This is a genomic window from Metapseudomonas boanensis (genome assembly GCF_018704125.1).
Classification (GTDB): Bacteria; Pseudomonadota; Gammaproteobacteria; order Pseudomonadales; family Pseudomonadaceae; genus Metapseudomonas; species Metapseudomonas boanensis.
The window spans coordinates 294,674-311,591 of record NZ_JAGTIS010000002.1 but is presented as its reverse complement, the minus strand read 5'-3'; the positions used below and the strand labels follow the sequence as shown (position 1 = coordinate 311,591).

Below are 16,918 nucleotides of genomic sequence, written 5' to 3'. Positions count from 1 at the left end.
ACCGCCATGAGTCGAAAGCCCAGGCCTGTCCTGCATTCCGATCCCCACTGCCCGGCGTCGCCGATCACGCGCCGCCCTCATCCAGGCATCAAATCTGCCTGCTACGGTTTCTTGGCCAGCCTTGTGCTGGCGGTCGGAGGTGCCCAGGCCGCCGACCAGATGGTGGTGGTCAGCTACGGTGGTGCCGGGCAGAAAGCTATCAGCGATGCCTTCTTCAAACCCTTCGGCAAGGCAGACGGCAAGCCGCTGGTCGAGAGCGAGTACAACGGTGAATTGGCGCGTATCAAGGTCATGGTCGATACCGGCCACACCGATTGGGATCTGGTGCAGATCGAGGCTCCCGACCTGGCACGCGGTTGTGACGAGGGCATGTTCGAACGCCTCGACTGGCAGAAGCTGGGCGATACCCGCGAGCTGATTCCGGATGCCGCGCAGGAATGCGGCTCGGCGTCCATGGTGTGGAGCGTGGCGTTGGCCTATGACGTCGACAAACTGGCCAAGGCGCCAGCGTCCTGGGCCGATTTCTGGGACGTGAAGCAGTTTCCGGGCAAGCGTGGCTTGCGCAAGCGTGCGGTCTACAACCTGGAGTTCGCGTTGCTGGCCGATGGCGTCAAGCTGGAAGATGTCTACAAGGTGCTGGCTACCCCGGCGGGCGTAGAGCGCGCCTTCGCCAAGCTGGATGAACTCAAGCCACATATCCAGTGGTGGGAGGCCGGCGCGCAGCCGGTGCAATGGCTGGCGGCGGGCGACGTGAGCATGACCTCGGTCTACAGCGGCCGCGTTGCGGCAGCGCGCCAGGAAGGGCGCAACTTCTCGGTGGTCTGGCCGGGAAGCCTCTACGGCATGGACTACTGGGCCATCATCAAGGGCTCGCGTCATGCTGACCAGGCGCACCGCCTGATCGCCTTCATCAATAAGCCCGAGCACCAAGCCGATTACGTGAAACTGATTCCGTACGGGCCGACCAATCAGAAGACGCTGGCCAGCCTCGACCCGTCGCTGACCCAGATGCTGCCGAGTTCGCCGCAGAACATGACCCAGGCCCTGCCGATGAATGTCGAGTTCTGGGTCGACCATGGCGAGGAACTGGAGCAGCGCTTCAACGGCTGGGCCGCCAAGTAGGGGCAGCACGAGGGTTGGTTGGTCTCCGGAGGTAGCGCTCCGTTGGGCTCACGAAGCCCAACAGGAAAGGCCCCCACTGCCTCACACCGACCGCTCGACACCTGGAATAGAAACGCCCCGCAATGCGGGGCGTTTCTTTATTCCTCAGTATTCCGTCTGGTTCTTCAGGCTGGCTTCGGCGGCCTTGGCCAGGTCCGGCGGGAGGAAGTCCTTGTCCGGGTCGTAGTCAGGCTTGAGGAAAGCGGCCAGGGCCTCCAGGTCGGCCGGGCTGAGGGTGCCGGCGGCCTGCTTCAGGCGCAGGTTGTCGAGGACGTAGTCGTAGCGTGCGTTGTTGTAGTCACGCACCGAACTGTAGAGCTGTCGCTGGGCGTCGAGCACGTCGACGATGTTGCGAGTGCCAACCTGATAGCCGATCTCGGTGGCTTCCAGGGCGCTCTGGTTGGAGATGATCGACTGCTTGCGCGCCTTCACCTGCTCGACGTCGGTGTTCACCGCGCGGTGGAAGTTGCGAGTGTTCTGCACCACCTGGCGGCGCAGGCTTTCGCGCAGCTGTTCGGTCTGGCTCAAGCGCTGGTAAGACTCGCGCACCTGGGAGCTGGTCAGGCCACCGCTGTAGATCGGGATATTCAGTTCGAGGCCGATGCTGCGTTGCTCAACGTCGCTGCCGAAGGTGGTGCCTGTTCCGCCATTGAAGTTGCTGTTACTGAACCCGAGGCTGTCGTTGTCGCCCTTCTGGTAGCTGGCCACCGCGTCCAGGGTCGGGGCATGGCCGGCCTTGCGCTGGCGCAGCGTCTCTTCGGCAGCGTCGACCGCAAAGTTACTGGCTTGCAGGTTGAGGTTCTGCTGGGCGGCGGTGTCGACCCAGGCCTTGGCGTCATTCGGCGCGGGCTCGACGATCGGCAAGGTATGCAGGATGCCTTCGAGCGAGTTGTATTCGCGGTTGGTCAGGGTGACCAGGGCCTGGAAGGCGTCATCCACGTCGCGCTCGGCGATGATCCGGTTGGCACGCGCGGTGTCGTAGCCGGCCTGGGCTTCGAGAACGTCGGTCTTGTCCGAGAGGCCGACATCGAAACGCTCATTGGCTTGGTCGAGTTGGCGCTTGAACGCAGCTTCTTCGGCCTTGGTGGCGGCCAGGTTGTCCTGGGCGCGGAGCACCGAGAAATAACTCTCGGCGGTCTGCAGGATCAGATTCTGCTGGGTCGCCGAGAACTCCAGGGCTGCCTGCTCGGTGCCAGCTTGCGCGGCTTTCAGCTGGAACCAGCGATCAGCCCGGAATATAGGTTGGCTCAGGGTAGCCTGGTAGGCGATGCCACTGCGCGAGCTGGTGTTGGACGGCTCATCCAGTTCGGTACGGGTACTGTTGGCTGTGGCGCCGCCATTGATTTGTGGCAGCAGGCCGGAGCGGGCCTGGGGCACCGCCTCGCGCTGGGCTTCGTAGTTGGCGCGGGCAGCGGCCAGGTCGGCGTTGTTGTCGACGGCATCCTTGTAGACGGTCACGAGGTCCGTCCGGGCTGACAGGGGGGCATCTTCGGCCCAGGCACTTCCGGCGAATGCGGAGGCCACGGCGATAGCCAGAGAGAGTCTGCGCAGCATGATCAATCCTGGATTCAGTGGTGTCGGGCAAGGCTACGGGGGCCATCGGGGCCGGTCAAGCGGCCTCCCAGGCGGTGTCAGTGTAGTTAGCAACAAGCTATGTTGCCTGGATGCAACAAAGGAAGAGTGCGAGGTGGCTGGCGTCATTTCCCGACGGTCCGGTCATTTTATTCTGACCATCGGGTTGGTTTTCTTGTTCGAGCTTGATTAGACTGGCCGGGTTCTTGTCGGGGTGCCTCGAATCGGAGGCTGAGATCGGAGAGTTCCGGATCCCGTTGAACCTGATCAGGTTAAGGCCTGCGTAGGGAACAAGATGCGTCGCCCCTGGCGGCTCCTCTCTGCACCAGCCCAGGTGCGCTCTGCCTTCAGGTTCGCTCCGACATCACCCCAGGAGCCAGCCGATGACCGCAAAACAACAACAGAATCTGAGCGAAATCGCCCAGGTCGACCAGCAATCCATCCAGCCTTTCCCGCGTTCTCAGAAGATCTATGTCCAAGGCTCGCGTCCTGACATTCGCGTGCCCATGCGCGAGATCAGCCTGGACGTGACGCCCACCGCCTTCGGCGGCGAGATCAATGCGCCGGTCACCGTTTACGACACCTCCGGCCCCTACACCGATCCAACTGTCAGCATCGACGTACGCAAGGGGCTGGCCGACGTGCGCTCGCCTTGGATCGATGACCGTGGCGACACCGAGCGCCTGCCGGGTCTGACCTCCGAGTTCGGCCAGCGCCGCCTGGCGGACGCCGAGCTGTCGGCCATGCGCTTCGCCCACGTGCGCAACCCGCGCCGCGCCAAGGCCGGGCAGAACGTCACGCAGATGCACTACGCCAAGAAGGGCATCATCACGCCCGAAATGGAATACGTCGCCATTCGCGAGAACATGAAGCTTGCCGAAGCGCGCGAGGCGGGCCTGCTCAAGGAGCAACATGCCGGGCATAGTTTCGGGGCCGCCATTCCGAAAGAGATCACCCCCGAATTCGTGCGCCAGGAAATCGCCCGTGGCCGCGCGATCATTCCGGCCAACATCAACCACGTGGAGCTGGAGCCGATGATCATCGGCCGCAACTTCCTGGTGAAGATCAACGGCAACATCGGCAACTCGGCTCTGGGTTCCTCTATCGAGGAAGAAGTGGCCAAGCTGACCTGGGGTATTCGTTGGGGCTCGGACACCGTGATGGACCTGTCCACCGGCAAGCATATCCACGAAACCCGCGAGTGGATCATCCGCAACAGCCCGGTGCCGATCGGTACCGTGCCGGTTTATCAGGCGCTGGAGAAAGTCGGTGGCATCGCCGAAGACCTGACCTGGGAACTGTTCCGCGACACCCTCGTCGAGCAGGCCGAGCAGGGCGTCGACTACTTCACCATCCACGCTGGCGTGCTGCTGCGCTACGTACCGCTGACCGCCAAGCGCGTCACCGGCATCGTTTCCCGCGGTGGTTCGATCATGGCCAAGTGGTGCCTTGCGCATCACAAGGAGAATTTCCTCTACACTCACTTCGAGGAAATCTGCGAGATCATGAAGGCCTACGACGTCAGCTTCTCGCTGGGCGATGGCCTGCGTCCGGGCTCCATTGCCGACGCCAACGACGCCGCGCAGTTCGGTGAGCTGGAAACCCTCGGCGAGCTGACTCAGATTGCCTGGAAGCACGACGTGCAGACCATGATCGAAGGCCCCGGCCACGTGCCGATGCACCTGATCAAGGAAAACATGGACAAGCAGCTGGAGTGCTGCGACGAGGCGCCGTTCTACACCCTCGGCCCGCTGACCACCGACATCGCGCCCGGCTACGATCACATCACCTCCGGCATCGGCGCGGCGATGATCGGCTGGTTCGGTTGCGCCATGCTCTGTTACGTCACACCCAAGGAACACCTGGGCCTGCCGAACAAGGATGACGTGAAGACCGGCATCATCACTTACAAGATCGCCGCCCATGCCGCCGACCTCGCCAAGGGGCATCCGGGCGCGCAGATCCGCGACAACGCGCTGTCCAAGGCGCGGTTCGAGTTCCGCTGGGAAGACCAGTTCAACCTCGGCCTCGACCCGGATACCGCACGGTCGTTCCACGACGAGACCCTGCCGAAAGACTCGGCCAAGGTGGCGCACTTCTGCTCCATGTGCGGGCCGAAGTTCTGCTCGATGAAGATCACCCAGGAAGTCCGAGACTACGCCAAGGAGAACGGCCTGGGCGACGAGAGCAAAGCGATCCTGGCCGGCTTCGAGGAACAGGCCGCACGCTTCAAGGACGAGGGATCGGTGATCTACAAACAGGTCTGATAGCCTGTGCAGCAAGGCCGAAAGCCGGGCATCGAACCCGGCTTTCGGCTTTTTCCTTTCTTCCTTTCGAGGGCGTCCGCCATCGTGAATACCCCTAACTACTCGCCAACCGTTCCGGTCGCTTTCGACCAGCGTGTACTTGGAATGCGCGACCTGTTCTCCCTCTGGTTTTCCCTCGGTCTCGGCCTGATGGTGTTGCAGGTCGGCGCTCTACTCGCGCCCGGTCTGGGGATGAGCGATGCGCTGTTGGCTATCCTCTGCGGCACGGGCGTCGGCGTGCTGCTGCTCGGCGCGGTTGCGGTGATCGGTAGCGATACCGGTCTGGCCTCGATGGCCTCGCTGAAGCTGAGCCTGGGGTCGATGGGCGCGACCGTGCCGGCGCTGCTCAATCTGCTGCAGCTGCTGGGCTGGGGCGCGTTCGAGATCATCGTCATGCGGGATGCCGCCAGCCTGCTGGCCACACGCGGCCTGGGGGAGGGCAGCCTGTGGGTGTCGCCGACCCTCTGGACCCTGCTGTTCGGCGTGCTCGCCACCCTGCTGGCGGTCGCTGGGCCGCTGGCATTCGTGCGTCGCATCCTGCGTCGCTGGGGAATCTGGCTGCTCGTGGGCGCCTGCCTCTGGCTGACCTGGGATCTGCTGCGTCGTGCCGACCTGTCCGCGCTGATGGCGCGCGCCGGCGACGGCTCGATGTCTTTCGCCCTGGGTTTCGACATTGCGATCGCCATGCCGCTGTCCTGGTTGCCGCTGATCGCCGACTATTCGCGTTTCGGCAGGCGCGGCGGAGGGGTTTTCTTCGGCTCGGCCCTGGGTTTCTTCCTTGGGTGCCTGTGGCTGATGGGGCTGGGCGTGGCTTACACCCTGGCATTTGCCGAGGGTGGCGACGTCAATGCGCTGTTGTTGGCACTGGCCGGTGCCGGAATGGGCATTCCGCTGCTGCTGATCTTGCTCGACGAGTCGGAGAAGGCGTTCGCCGACATCCACTCGGCTGCGGTTTCCAGTGGCATCCTGTTGCCGTTCAAGGTGGAGCAACTTGCGCTCGTCATCGGGGCGATCTGCACACTGGTTGCCTTGCTGGCGCCCTTGGCCGAGTACCAGAACTTCCTGCTCTTGATCGGCTCGGTGTTCGCCCCGCTGTTCGGCGTGGTGCTGGTGGATCATTTCGTCCTGCGTCGCCGCCGTGCGGACCTGGCACCGCGTACCGGGCTGCGCTGGGACACGCTGCTGGCCTGGGCCTGCGGCGTGACCGTCTACCACCTGCTGGCCAACCTCTGGCCGGAGCTGGGCGCGACCCTGCCGGCGCTGGTGCTGGCGGGAGGCCTGCAATACCTCTTCGGGCGCTTCAGCCGCGCCCGGGGAAATACTGCGGCTTCAATATTCCGTTGAGCTGCGGATAGGGAATATGCAGCTCCGGGTGGCCGCCGGAGTAGGGCGCGATACTGTAGACGTCATACTTGAGCAGCATCGCGCCGTAGCCCAGGCCAATATTGGTGGTGCGCTCGAACGGCCAGGTCTTGGCGTAATCCGGGTCCTGGTCCAGCTTGTTGGCGGCGAGCCAGCGTTTGTGTGCCTGTTCGGCCAGCTTCCAGAAGGCCGCTTCCTGCCCAGGCAGCAGCATGTCCTTGAGGTTCAGCGGTTTGGCCAATTTGCGGTCGTAGTTGATGAAGCCGCGTCCGGGCATGCCGTGAGCGCCGCCGGTGTACAGGTAGCTGGACAGCTCGATCAGGACCAGGTTGTCGTGCTGTTCGCGGATCTTGGCTTGCAGGTAGCTGCTCCAGCCCGGCTCGGCACTGGCCAGGAAGTCCTGCTCATAGGATTGCAGCGAGGCCGGCAGCGGCGCGTCGGGCGAGTCCTGGGTCATCTGCAGCAGGCGTCGTTCGACCAGGGCATCGAGCTGCGGTTCGTCGGCGAAGTTCAGCGTGTCGATGTTCACCAAGGGGCAGTCCTGCCCCTGGCAGCCGGGCTTGAGATGCTCCCAGGCTTGGCGCTGAGCTTCCAGCTTGTCGGTGCCGCCCGGCAGCAGGGACTGGCAGGCGCTGAGCAGGAAGCCAAGGCTGGCGACGGCGAGGAGTCTGGCAATGGGCATGGGTTTGATCTTCAGGTTTCGGATTGCAGAAATCGCTGGGTTCGACTGTCCTGGCCGCTCGGAGTTCGGTGCGCGCAGGCTTGTGATAGCCATACATCTTCCCAGCCGAATGACGATCTGCAAAGAGGCTGCGTCGGGCTCCGAGCCGAGTTAGGATGCGCGAAACACCGACCTTCGATCCAAGCGAGCAGCGCATGACCGAGACTTTCAAACCAGGCCCCGACGCCGTCGAACTCATCGAGCGCGAGAATTGTTTCCAGGGTTTCTACCGTCTGGATCGCCTGAGCCTGCGCCATCGCTTGTTCTCCGGAGCGATGGGGCCGGTTATTCATCGGGAACTCTTCGTTCGTCATGATGCGGTTTGTGTTCTGCCCTATGATCCGCAGCAAGATGCCGTGGTGTTGATCGAGCAATTCCGCGTGGGTGCCCTTGGCAAGAGCGAGAGCCCCTGGTTGCTGGAGTTGGTGGCGGGTCTGATCGACAAGGACGAGGTGCCGGAAGAGGTCGCTCGTCGGGAAGCCATCGAAGAAGCCAATCTGGAATTGACGTCGCTGTGGCCAATCACCACCTACTATCCTTCTCCAGGGGGATCGAACGAACGTGTGCACCTGTTCATTGGCCGTTGCGACAGTCGCGGGGCCGGAGGTGTTCACGGCCTGGCGGAAGAGGGCGAGGATATCCGCGTGCACGTGGTTTCGCTGGCGGATGCTCTTGCCCTCATGCGTGAAGGGCGACTGGACAATGCCGCGAGCATGATTGCCCTGCAGTGGCTGGCATTGAACCGTACCGAAGTCAGGGGGTTGTGGACGTGAATCTGTTGCGCGATCGCTACCGGGTCGACCTCATCGGGCTGCAGGCAGCCTGCGAGGCGAACTACGCGCGCCTGATGCGTCTGTTGCCCGAAATGCGCGAGGTTCACGGGTCCCGGCGGGTCGCTGTCAGCCAGGGCGAGCGCTTGCTCGGCGTCCTTGCGCTGGATGTCGTGGAGGCTTGCCCCTACACCACGACCCTGCACGTTCGCCAAGAGCACAGCCTGCCGTGGTTGCCTTCGCCGCAACTGGAGGTGCGCGTCTACCATGACGCGCGCATGGCAGAAGTGGTCGGTGCCGAGAATGCACGGCGTTTCCGCAGCGTGTATCCCTATCCCAATGCCGACATGCACCAGCCTGACGAGAAGAGCCAGCTCAACCTGTTCCTCGGTGAGTGGCTCAGTCATTGCCTGGCTTGTGGTCACGAGTTGGAACCTGTAGTGCTTTAATGCCACTACGATTCACTCAACTGTGATCCAGTCCCGCTTCGCGGGTTTACCCTGGCTGGCTGGAACTACCATAATCGGAATCATTCCGTGCAAGGAGAAGGTCTTGCCGAGCCCACTCCCTCCCGTTACTGACGAGTCGGTCCTGCTGGTGCAGCTTTCCGACAGCCATCTGTTCGCCGAAACGGACGGCCGGTTGCTGGGCATGGATACCCGGGACAGTTTGCAGCGGGTTGTCGCACGGGTTCTCGAAGAGCAACCTCGAATCGATCTGGTGCTGGCCACGGGCGATCTCTCCCAGGACGGCTCGGTCGAGTCTTACCGGCGCTTTGGCGAGCTGATCGAGGCTATTCCCGCCCCTTCGCGCTGGCTGCCTGGCAATCACGACGAAGTGCCTGTGATGCGTGATGTGTGTGCCGGTAGCGATCAGCTCGACAGCGTGACGGACTTTTCCCATTGGCGTGTCGTCCTGCTCGATTCGACCATCGCCGGCGCGGTGCCAGGGCATTTCCCCGCCGAACAGCTAGAACTCCTCGAACAGGCCCTGGCCAGCGCCGGGGAACGTCATGTGCTCGTTACCTTCCATCACCACCCGGTGCCCATTGGCTGCGCCTGGATGGACCCGATCGGGGTGCGCAACGCCGAGCGGCTGTTCAACGTCCTGGAACGCTATCCGCAGGTTCGCGCGCTGCTCTGGGGGCATGTACACCAGGAGTTCGATGAGCAGTTCCAAGGCATGCGCCTCCTGGCTTCGCCGTCGACTTGCGTGCAGTTTGCGCCTGGTAGCGAGGATTTCCGAGTCAGTACCGAGGCGCCGGGCTACCGCTGGCTGCGCCTGAATGCCGATGGCAGCCTGGAAACCGGGGTGTCCCGGGTCACCGGGATCGCCTTCGAGGTGGACTACAGCGTCAAGGGTTATTGACCTGCGGCCTGCGGCACGGCAAGAAGTAGCATTCTTTCCCCGACCTGCCAGGAACCCGCGTGTCGACCCATCAGCCCTGCTTGCTCTACATCCATGGATTCAACAGCTCGCCCGCATCGCTCAAGGCACGCCAGCTGAGCGTGGTCATGCAGCGCATCGGCCTTGCCGACCGACTGCGCGTGCCGGACTTGCATCATCACCCCCGCGTGGCCATCGACCAGCTCGAAGTGGCGATCGCGGAGCTCGGGCGCCCGGTGCTGGTCGGCAGCTCCCTGGGCGGCTACTATGCGACCCACTTGGCCGAACGGCATGGCTTGAAAGCCCTGCTGATCAACCCGGCGGTGAGCCCGCATCGCCTGTTCGACGGGCGACTGGGGCCACAGAAGAACTACTACAGCGATGAGACTTGGGAGCTGACACTGGACCACGTCGCGGCGCTGGCCGAGCTGGAAGTGCCCGCGCCGAAGGATCCGGCCCGCTTCCAGGTCTGGCTGCAAACGGCCGACGAAACCCTGGATTATCGCCAGGCGGAGCGTTACTACCGAGCCTGCGCTTTGCGCATCGAGGCCGGCGGCGACCACGGTTTCCAACACTTCCCTGCCCATCTGCCCGCCTTGCTGGCCTTCGCCGGCTTTCCCGCGCAGCTGTGGCGTGACATCGATTTTTCCGACCTCTGAACGAAAGGGAATCCATGGCTACTTACAACGCGGATGCCATTGAAGTCCTCTCCGGCCTGGACCCGGTGCGCAAGCGCCCGGGTATGTACACCGACACCAGCCGGCCCAACCACCTGGCCCAGGAAGTCATCGACAACAGCGTCGACGAAGCCTTGGCCGGCCACGCAAGCAGCGTCCAGGTGATCCTTCACGAGGACAACTCGCTGCAAGTGATCGACGACGGGCGCGGCATGCCGGTGGATATCCACCCCGAAGAGGGCGTGCCTGGCGTGGAGCTGATCCTCACCAAGCTGCACGCCGGTGGCAAGTTCTCCAACAAGAACTACCAGTTTTCCGGCGGCCTGCATGGAGTCGGCATTTCGGTGGTTAATGCGCTGTCCACGCGTGTCGAAGTACGGGTGAAGCGCGATGGCAGCGAGTACCGCATGACCTTCGCCGATGGCTTCAAGGCCAGCGAGCTGGAAGGCATCGGCAGCGTCGGCAAGCGCAACACCGGCACCAGCGTGCATTTCTGGCCGGACGCCAAGTATTTCGACTCCCCCAAGTTCTCCGTCAGCCGTCTCAAGCATGTGCTCAAGGCCAAGGCGGTGCTCTGTCCGGGGCTGTCGGTCAGCTTCGAGGACAAGGCCAGTGGCGAGCGCGTCGAATGGCATTTCGAAGACGGCCTGCGCTCCTATCTGGTGGATGCCGTTGCCGAGTATGCACGGCTGCCCGACGAACCCTTCGTCGGTAGTCTGGCCGGCAACCAGGAGGCGGTGGACTGGGCCCTGTTGTGGCTGCCGGAGGGTGGTGAGTCCCTGCAGGAAAGCTACGTCAACCTGATCCCCACGGCTCAGGGCGGCACCCACGTGAACGGGCTGCGCCAAGGCCTGCTGGACGCCATGCGCGAATTCTGCGAATTCCGCAACTTGTTGCCACGTGGCGTGAAGCTGGCGCCTGAGGATGTTTGGGAACGTATCGCCTTCGTGCTGTCGATGAAGCTCCAGGAGCCGCAGTTCTCCGGACAGACCAAGGAGCGTTTGTCCTCGCGGGAGGCGGCCGCCTTCGTCTCCGGCGTGGTCAAGGACGCCTTCAGTCTCTGGCTCAACGCCCATCCCGAGCTCGGCCTGCAGTTGGCCGAGTTGGCCATCAGTAACGCCGGCCGGCGCCTCAAGGCGGGCAAGAAGGTCGAGCGCAAGAAGATCACCCAGGGGCCAGCGCTGCCGGGTAAGCTGGCGGATTGTGCTGGCCAGGACCCGCTGCGCTCCGAACTGTTCCTGGTGGAGGGTGACTCCGCCGGCGGCTCGGCCAAACAGGCACGGGACAAGGAGTTCCAGGCGATCATGCCGTTGCGCGGGAAGATCCTGAACACCTGGGAGGTGGACGGCGGCGAGGTGCTGGCGTCCCAGGAGGTCCATGACATTGCGGTCGCCATTGGCGTCGACCCGGGCGCGGATGACCTGTCCCAGTTGCGTTACGGCAAGGTCTGCATCCTCGCCGACGCCGACTCCGACGGCTTGCACATCGCGACCCTGTTGTGTGCCCTGTTCGTTCGCCACTTCCGTCGGCTCGTGGAAGCCGGGCACGTATACGTGGCCATGCCACCGTTGTACCGGATCGACCTGGGCAAGGAAATCTACTACGCCCTGGACGAGGCCGAGCGCGATGGTGTCCTGGACCGCCTGGCTGCGGAGAAGAAACGCGGAAAGCCGCAGGTCACCCGATTCAAGGGCCTGGGCGAGATGAACCCGCTGCAATTGCGCGAGACCACCATGGACCCGAATACCCGCCGCCTGGTCCAGCTGACCCTGGAGGATACCGAGGGCACGGTGGAGGTCATGGATATGCTGCTGGCGAAGAAGCGTGCGGGCGATCGTAAGTCCTGGCTCGAGTCCAAAGGCAATCTGGCCGAGGTCATGGTGTGAGGGGGATCCTCAGCCTGCTTGGCCTGTTCCTGATCGCTCCGCTCTGGGCCTCCGAGGCGCCGGAGCAACTCAGGCTCGAAGCCGAGTATCCGGTGGCCGGCATGCCCGACGGCAACCTGTCGGGGCTCGCCTATTGCGATGGTGAGTTGCAGGTGGTTTCTGATCGGATCGATGACCGCATTTTCCACCTCACGCCGGTGGGCGGCCTGATGCAGGCCAAAGCGGAGCCTTTCATTGCGCCGCCTCCACCGCCCAGCAACCTGCCTTGGGGCGTGCGTGCGCGAGGTCAGCTGCTCAGCCTGGTGCGTGGTAACGAGCTGGATTTCGAAGGCATCAGCTGCGACTCCCTCGGAAATCGCTACCTGGTGAGTGAAACCCATGCGGCGGTGCTGCAAGTGCCGCGTGCCGGCGAACCAAACTGGCTACTCCTGCCCGATGCCCTGGTGCGCCAGGCGCGTGCAAGCGGCATGTTGCTGAACTTCAACGCCCTGCTCGAAGGCATAGCCGTCGACCTGGCGGGTGAGCGCCTTTGGTTGGCGGCAGAGCGCGAGCGCCGTGGCCTGATGGTGGTGAAAAAGCAGCAGACCAGCTGGCGCTGCGTCGGAAGCTGCGTACTCTTCACCGAGGGCGGTACCGAACTCCCACCGGCACCTTCTGGCAGCGAGAGGCAGATCGCCCGGGACTTCTCGGATGTCGCCTTCTTCAACGACAAGCTGTTCACCCTCGAGCGCCTGGCCCATCGAATCTGCCGGCGCACGCCAGGCAAGGGTGTTGTCGAGCGCTGCTGGTCGTTCGTCGAAGAGGCCATGGCCGATACGCGGGGCTACGGCATGCCTTTCGGTGTCGCTGAGGGGCTTTGGATCGATGCGAGAGGCGCCTGGATAGGCCTCGACAACGGCGGCAAGGCACGCGCCGATGGCGAGCGCCGGCCGATTGTCTGGCGCTTCAGCGCACCCAAGGACGGTTGGGGCGCGAAATGACGACACAGACGCCGGGCAGGCGCGCAGGAAGGGTCATGCTGGTGCTCGCCTGGGGTATCGGCCTGTTCCTCACCGCGCACTTCTTTGGCATCTGGGAAGCGGAGCAGCGCAACCCGAACCGGGCGCCACAGTCGGTGCATGGCGATGGCTACATCGAAGTGCGCCTGGCCAGCAGCCGCCAAGGGCATTACCTGCTGGACGGGCGCATCGACGGCGCCAGCGTCACCTTCCTGCTCGACACGGGCGCCACCCAGGTGGCGGTACCCACTGCCCTGGCCGAGCGCCTCGGCCTTGAGCCAGGTGCGCCGATCACGGTGAGCACTGCCAACGGCCGGGTGACCGGCCACCGCACCCGGCTGCGCGAGCTGCGCCTGGGTGACATCCGCCTGACCCAGGTACCGGCGATCATCGTCCCGGGACTGGATGGCAACGAGGTGCTGCTCGGCATGAGCGCTCTCAAACAACTCGAATTCACCCAGCGCGACGGCACCCTGGTGCTGCGCCAAGTCACTTCCCCGTGAGGCACGCATGAGCGAATCCCTCGATCTGAGCCTGGAAGGCGTGGAGCGTCGCTCCCTGGCCGACTTCACCGAACAGGCCTACCTGAACTACTCCATGTACGTGATCATGGACCGCGCCCTCCCGCACATCGGCGACGGCCTGAAGCCCGTGCAGCGGCGCATCATCTATGCCATGAGCGAACTGGGCCTGGATGCGGACTCCAAGCACAAGAAGTCGGCGCGTACCGTCGGCGACGTGCTCGGCAAGTTCCACCCCCACGGCGACTCCGCCTGCTACGAAGCCATGGTGCTGATGGCCCAGCCCTTCAGTTACCGCTACACGCTGGTGGACGGGCAGGGCAACTGGGGTGCACCTGACGATCCCAAATCCTTCGCCGCCATGCGTTACACCGAGGCCCGCCTGTCGCGCTATGCCGAGGTCCTGCTGTCGGAACTCGGCCAGGGCACGGTGGACTGGGTGCCCAACTTCGACGGCACTCTGAACGAGCCAGCGACCCTGCCGGCGCGCCTGCCCAACCTGCTGCTCAATGGCACCACCGGCATCGCCGTGGGAATGGCCACCGACGTACCGCCGCACAACCTGCGCGAGGTCGCGGCGGCTTGCGTGCGACTGCTGGACGAGCCGGATGCGACTGTCGAGCAGCTCTGCGAGCACATCCTCGGCCCTGACTTCCCCACCGAGGCGGAAGTCATCACGCCGCGCGCCGAGTTGCTGAAGATCTACGAGACCGGCCGCGGCTCCGTGCGTATGCGCGCCGTCTACCGCGTCGAGGATGGTGACATCGTGGTTACCGCGCTGCCGCATCAGGTATCCGGGGCCAAGGTGCTGGAGCAGATTGCCGGGCAGATGCAGGCCAAGAAGCTGCCGATGGTCGCTGACCTGCGCGATGAGTCTGACCACGAGAACCCGACGCGCATCGTCATCATCCCGCGTTCCAATCGAATCGATGCCGATGAGCTGATGCAGCACCTGTTCGCCACCACCGACCTGGAGTCGAGTTACCGGGTCAACACCAACGTCATCGGCCTCGACGGCAAGCCCCAGGTGAAGGACCTGCGGACCCTGCTCAAGGAGTGGCTGACCTATCGCATCGGCACGGTACGTCGGCGCCTGCAGTTCCGCCTGGACAAGGTGGAGCGGCGCTTGCACCTGTTGGACGGTTTGCTGGTCGCTTTCCTCAACCTGGATGAAGTCATCCGCATCATCCGGACCGAGGATCAGCCCAAGTCGGTGCTGATGGAGCGTTTCCAGCTCAGCGAGGTCCAGGCCGACTATATCCTCGATACTCGCCTGCGCCAGCTGGCACGGCTGGAGGAAATGAAGATCCGCGGCGAGCAGGACGAATTGCTCAAGGAACAGAAAAAGCTGCAGACGCTGCTCGGCAGCGAAGCAAAACTGAAGAAGCTGGTGCGCGAGGAGCTGATCAAGGACGCGGAAACCTACGGCGACGCTCGCCGCTCGCCGATCGTCGCGCGGGCCGAGGCCAAGGCGCTGTCGGAAACCGAGCTGATGCCGACCGAGCCGGTGACCGTGGTCCTCTCCGAGAAGGGGTGGGTGCGCTGCGCCAAGGGTCACGACATAGATGCCACCGGTCTCTCCTACAAGGCTGGCGATGGCTTCAGGGCGGCCGCGCCGGGGCGCTCCAACCAGTACGCGGTGTTCATCGACTCAACCGGCCGCAGCTATTCCCTGGCGGCCCATTCGCTGCCTTCTGCACGGGGCCAGGGCGAGCCATTGACCGGTCGGCTGACCCCACCGCCCGGCGCGAGTTTCGAGTGCGTGTTGCTGCCGGATGACGAGGCGACCTATGTGATTGCGTCGGATGCCGGTTATGGCTTCGTGGTCAAGGGTGCCGACCTGCAGGCCAAGAACAAGGCCGGCAAGGCGCTGCTCAGCTTGCCGAATGGGGCCAAGGTCGTGGCGCCGCGCCCGCTGCGGAGCCTGGAGGATGACTGGCTGGCCGCTGTGACCACCGAGGGTCGCCTGTTGCTGTTCCCCGTGCGTGACCTGCCGCAACTGGCCAAGGGCAAGGGCAACAAGATCATCGGCATCCCTGGCGAGCGCGTAGCCAGCCGCGAGGAATACCTGACTGACCTCGCTGTGCTGCCTGCAGGTGCAACCTTGGTGCTGCAGGCCGGCAAGCGTACGCTCTCGCTGAAGGCCGATGATCTCGAACATTACAAAGGTGAGCGTGGACGGCGTGGCAACAAGCTTCCGCGCGGTTTTCAGCGGGTCGATGCGCTCCTGGTGGAGCCGATTGTCCAGGCCTGACACCAACCAAGTGACGCGGGGCTCTGGAGTCCAGCGTCACATTCACGGATGATAAGCACCTTCTTTGCGCCATTCTGCAGGCGCAAGCGGAATTCCTGGGTTCGACTGCAGGCCGTTAATGACCGCGGCCGTGGATGAGAGTGATGAAAGTGGTGCGTTTCCGATTGGTGGTAGTACTTGCCGGCCTGCTCGGCCTGGCTGGCTGTGTGCATAGTCCGCCTGTTCCCATGTATCAGCTGGATGCCGGCTCGCCAGAGGTTCCTTCGCAGAAAGCCGGCATGTCGGTCCTGCTCGGGCCAGTGACGGTGGCTGATTACCTGCAGCGTGAGACCCTGTTGCAACGTCAGGTTGACGGCAGCCTCACCGCCGCGTCGGACGGTCGCTGGGCCGGCAGTCTGGCAGCGGATATCGATCAGCTTCTGCTGCGCCAGCTTTCCTGGCGTCTCGACAGTCAGCGCCTGGTCCTCGCGCCGGGCAACCCGGGCTTCACTCCAGAAGTACAGGTACTGCTGACTATCAGCCGCCTGGATTCCGGTCCCCAACTCCCGGCGGTGTTGGAGGCTCAATGGCGTTTGCTCGACCGAGCCGGGAAGCTGCGCGACAGCCGACTGGTGAGGCTCCAAGAGCCGCATACCGGCACGGCGGCTGATCAGGTTCGCGCCCAGAGCCACTTGTTGCAGCAACTGGCGGAACAACTGGCGGCGGCGGTAAAACCGCTGGAAGGCCAGGCGGCCGCCGCCGAGGAGCCCGCCCGCAAACCTGCTCCTGCCGCGCCTGCCAAGGCGAAGCCGCCTCAGCAGCCGAAGATACCCATGGCGGCGCCGGTGAGGACGGATGTGGAAGTTTTTCGCTTCTGATTGCCAGGCATCGAGTTGATGAAAGCCCGCATGATGCGGGCTTTTTCATGGGCGTTTGAGTCCTGAGACTGAGTGCTTTGGCCCTTCTGGCCCAGACCGAAGCCCAGGCAACGGAGCCGAGTGCGCGCGTAGGTTGGCCAGGTCCCAATGGCAGGTATAAGGCCGGGTGCAGATTGGGTATCGCTGCCCTGAACCGTATCCCACGGTGCTGAGTGTGGGAACAATATCTTTGGAGGCGAATTCACTGGCTCTGTCTGCGTTGAGTGTTGCAAGTGGCGGCATTCCTTGTAGGAGCGAGCTTGCTCGCGAAAGGGGCCGGTTTGCGAGCAAGAACTCGGCGTCCCCCGCTCCTACAAGGCTCTCAGTCCGGCCATTGATTGCGAGTAACAGCTAACGCAGACATAGCCAATTCAATCGCCAAGGCCCCCCGCAGGGGCGCCACATCAC

14 protein-coding genes and 1 riboswitch are annotated in these 16,918 nt (G+C 63.8%); of the genes, 12 read left to right on the top strand and 2 right to left on the bottom strand.

The window, feature by feature from the left end:
• Positions 1 to 6 precede the first annotated feature (6 nt).
• The gene (locus J7302_RS05520) at positions 7 to 1,122 is read left to right on the top strand and encodes an ABC transporter substrate-binding protein (RefSeq protein WP_215371566.1); all 1,116 of its coding nucleotides are present in this window, start codon (positions 7 to 9) and stop codon (positions 1,120 to 1,122) included.
• Between the two features lie 144 nt (positions 1,123 to 1,266).
• Here the strand turns inward: J7302_RS05520 and J7302_RS05515 are convergent, their stop codons facing one another.
• The gene (locus J7302_RS05515; protein ID WP_215371564.1) at positions 1,267 to 2,715 is read right to left on the bottom strand and encodes a TolC family outer membrane protein; all 1,449 of its coding nucleotides are present in this window, start codon (positions 2,713 to 2,715) and stop codon (positions 1,267 to 1,269) included.
• A gap of 218 nt (positions 2,716 to 2,933) precedes the next feature.
• A riboswitch (TPP riboswitch) is annotated at positions 2,934 to 3,040 on the top strand.
• Between the two features lie 76 nt (positions 3,041 to 3,116).
• On the opposite strand from J7302_RS05515, the gene thiC reads away from it, so the two are divergent.
• Complete coding sequence (thiC, locus tag J7302_RS05510) at positions 3,117 to 5,000, top strand: phosphomethylpyrimidine synthase ThiC (protein WP_215371561.1); 1,884 nt, start codon at positions 3,117 to 3,119, stop codon at positions 4,998 to 5,000.
• A gap of 84 nt (positions 5,001 to 5,084) precedes the next feature.
• Entirely contained in the window at positions 5,085 to 6,383 is a 1,299-nt protein-coding gene (cytX, locus tag J7302_RS05505) for a putative hydroxymethylpyrimidine transporter CytX (protein ID WP_215371559.1), read from the top strand.
• On the opposite strand, the gene J7302_RS05500 is transcribed toward cytX, so the two are convergent.
• Positions 6,340 to 7,083 (bottom strand): DUF3298 and DUF4163 domain-containing protein, encoded by a 744-nt coding sequence (locus J7302_RS05500; RefSeq protein ID WP_215371557.1) that lies wholly within the window; start codon positions 7,081 to 7,083, stop codon positions 6,340 to 6,342. The genes cytX and J7302_RS05500 overlap by 44 nt on opposite strands.
• A 194-nt stretch (positions 7,084 to 7,277) precedes the next feature.
• Between J7302_RS05500 and J7302_RS05495 the strand changes: the two genes are divergently transcribed.
• The 9 genes from J7302_RS05495 (at position 7,278) to J7302_RS05455 (ending at position 16,471) form a co-directional block, all read left to right on the top strand.
• On the top strand, positions 7,278 to 7,895 hold the full coding sequence (locus J7302_RS05495) for an NUDIX domain-containing protein (RefSeq protein WP_215372461.1): 618 nt from the start codon (positions 7,278 to 7,280) through the stop codon (positions 7,893 to 7,895).
• A complete protein-coding gene (locus J7302_RS05490) occupies positions 7,886 to 8,341 on the top strand; it encodes a DUF1249 domain-containing protein (protein ID WP_215371554.1) in 456 nt (151 codons plus the stop codon). The genes J7302_RS05495 and J7302_RS05490 overlap by 10 nt, the downstream gene beginning before the upstream one ends.
• 103 nt (positions 8,342 to 8,444) lie before the next feature.
• A complete protein-coding gene (gene cpdA / locus J7302_RS05485) occupies positions 8,445 to 9,260 on the top strand; it encodes a 3',5'-cyclic-AMP phosphodiesterase (protein WP_215371552.1) in 816 nt (271 codons plus the stop codon).
• A 59-nt stretch (positions 9,261 to 9,319) separates the two neighbouring features.
• Positions 9,320 to 9,937, top strand: coding sequence for a YqiA/YcfP family alpha/beta fold hydrolase (locus tag J7302_RS05480; protein WP_215371550.1), 618 nt, complete (start codon positions 9,320 to 9,322; stop codon positions 9,935 to 9,937).
• Between the two features lie 14 nt (positions 9,938 to 9,951).
• Positions 9,952 to 11,841: a DNA topoisomerase IV subunit B gene (gene parE / locus J7302_RS05475; protein WP_215371548.1), complete on the top strand. Its 1,890-nt coding sequence runs from the start codon at positions 9,952 to 9,954 to the stop codon at positions 11,839 to 11,841.
• On the top strand, positions 11,838 to 12,821 hold the full coding sequence (locus tag J7302_RS05470; RefSeq protein ID WP_215371545.1) for an esterase-like activity of phytase family protein: 984 nt from the start codon (positions 11,838 to 11,840) through the stop codon (positions 12,819 to 12,821). Before parE ends, J7302_RS05470 begins: the two co-directional genes overlap by 4 nt.
• The gene (locus J7302_RS05465; RefSeq protein WP_215371543.1) at positions 12,818 to 13,342 is read left to right on the top strand and encodes a retropepsin-like aspartic protease family protein; all 525 of its coding nucleotides are present in this window, start codon (positions 12,818 to 12,820) and stop codon (positions 13,340 to 13,342) included. The genes J7302_RS05470 and J7302_RS05465 overlap by 4 nt, the downstream gene beginning before the upstream one ends.
• A 7-nt stretch (positions 13,343 to 13,349) precedes the next feature.
• Positions 13,350 to 15,614 carry a DNA topoisomerase IV subunit A gene (parC, locus tag J7302_RS05460; protein ID WP_215371541.1) on the top strand — a complete coding sequence of 755 codons (2,265 nt, stop codon included), beginning with the start codon at positions 13,350 to 13,352 and terminating at the stop codon, positions 15,612 to 15,614.
• Between the two features lie 143 nt (positions 15,615 to 15,757).
• Positions 15,758 to 16,471 carry a PqiC family protein gene (locus J7302_RS05455; RefSeq protein WP_215371539.1) on the top strand — a complete coding sequence of 238 codons (714 nt, stop codon included), beginning with the start codon at positions 15,758 to 15,760 and terminating at the stop codon, positions 16,469 to 16,471.
• Positions 16,472 to 16,918: the final 447 nt, after the last annotated feature.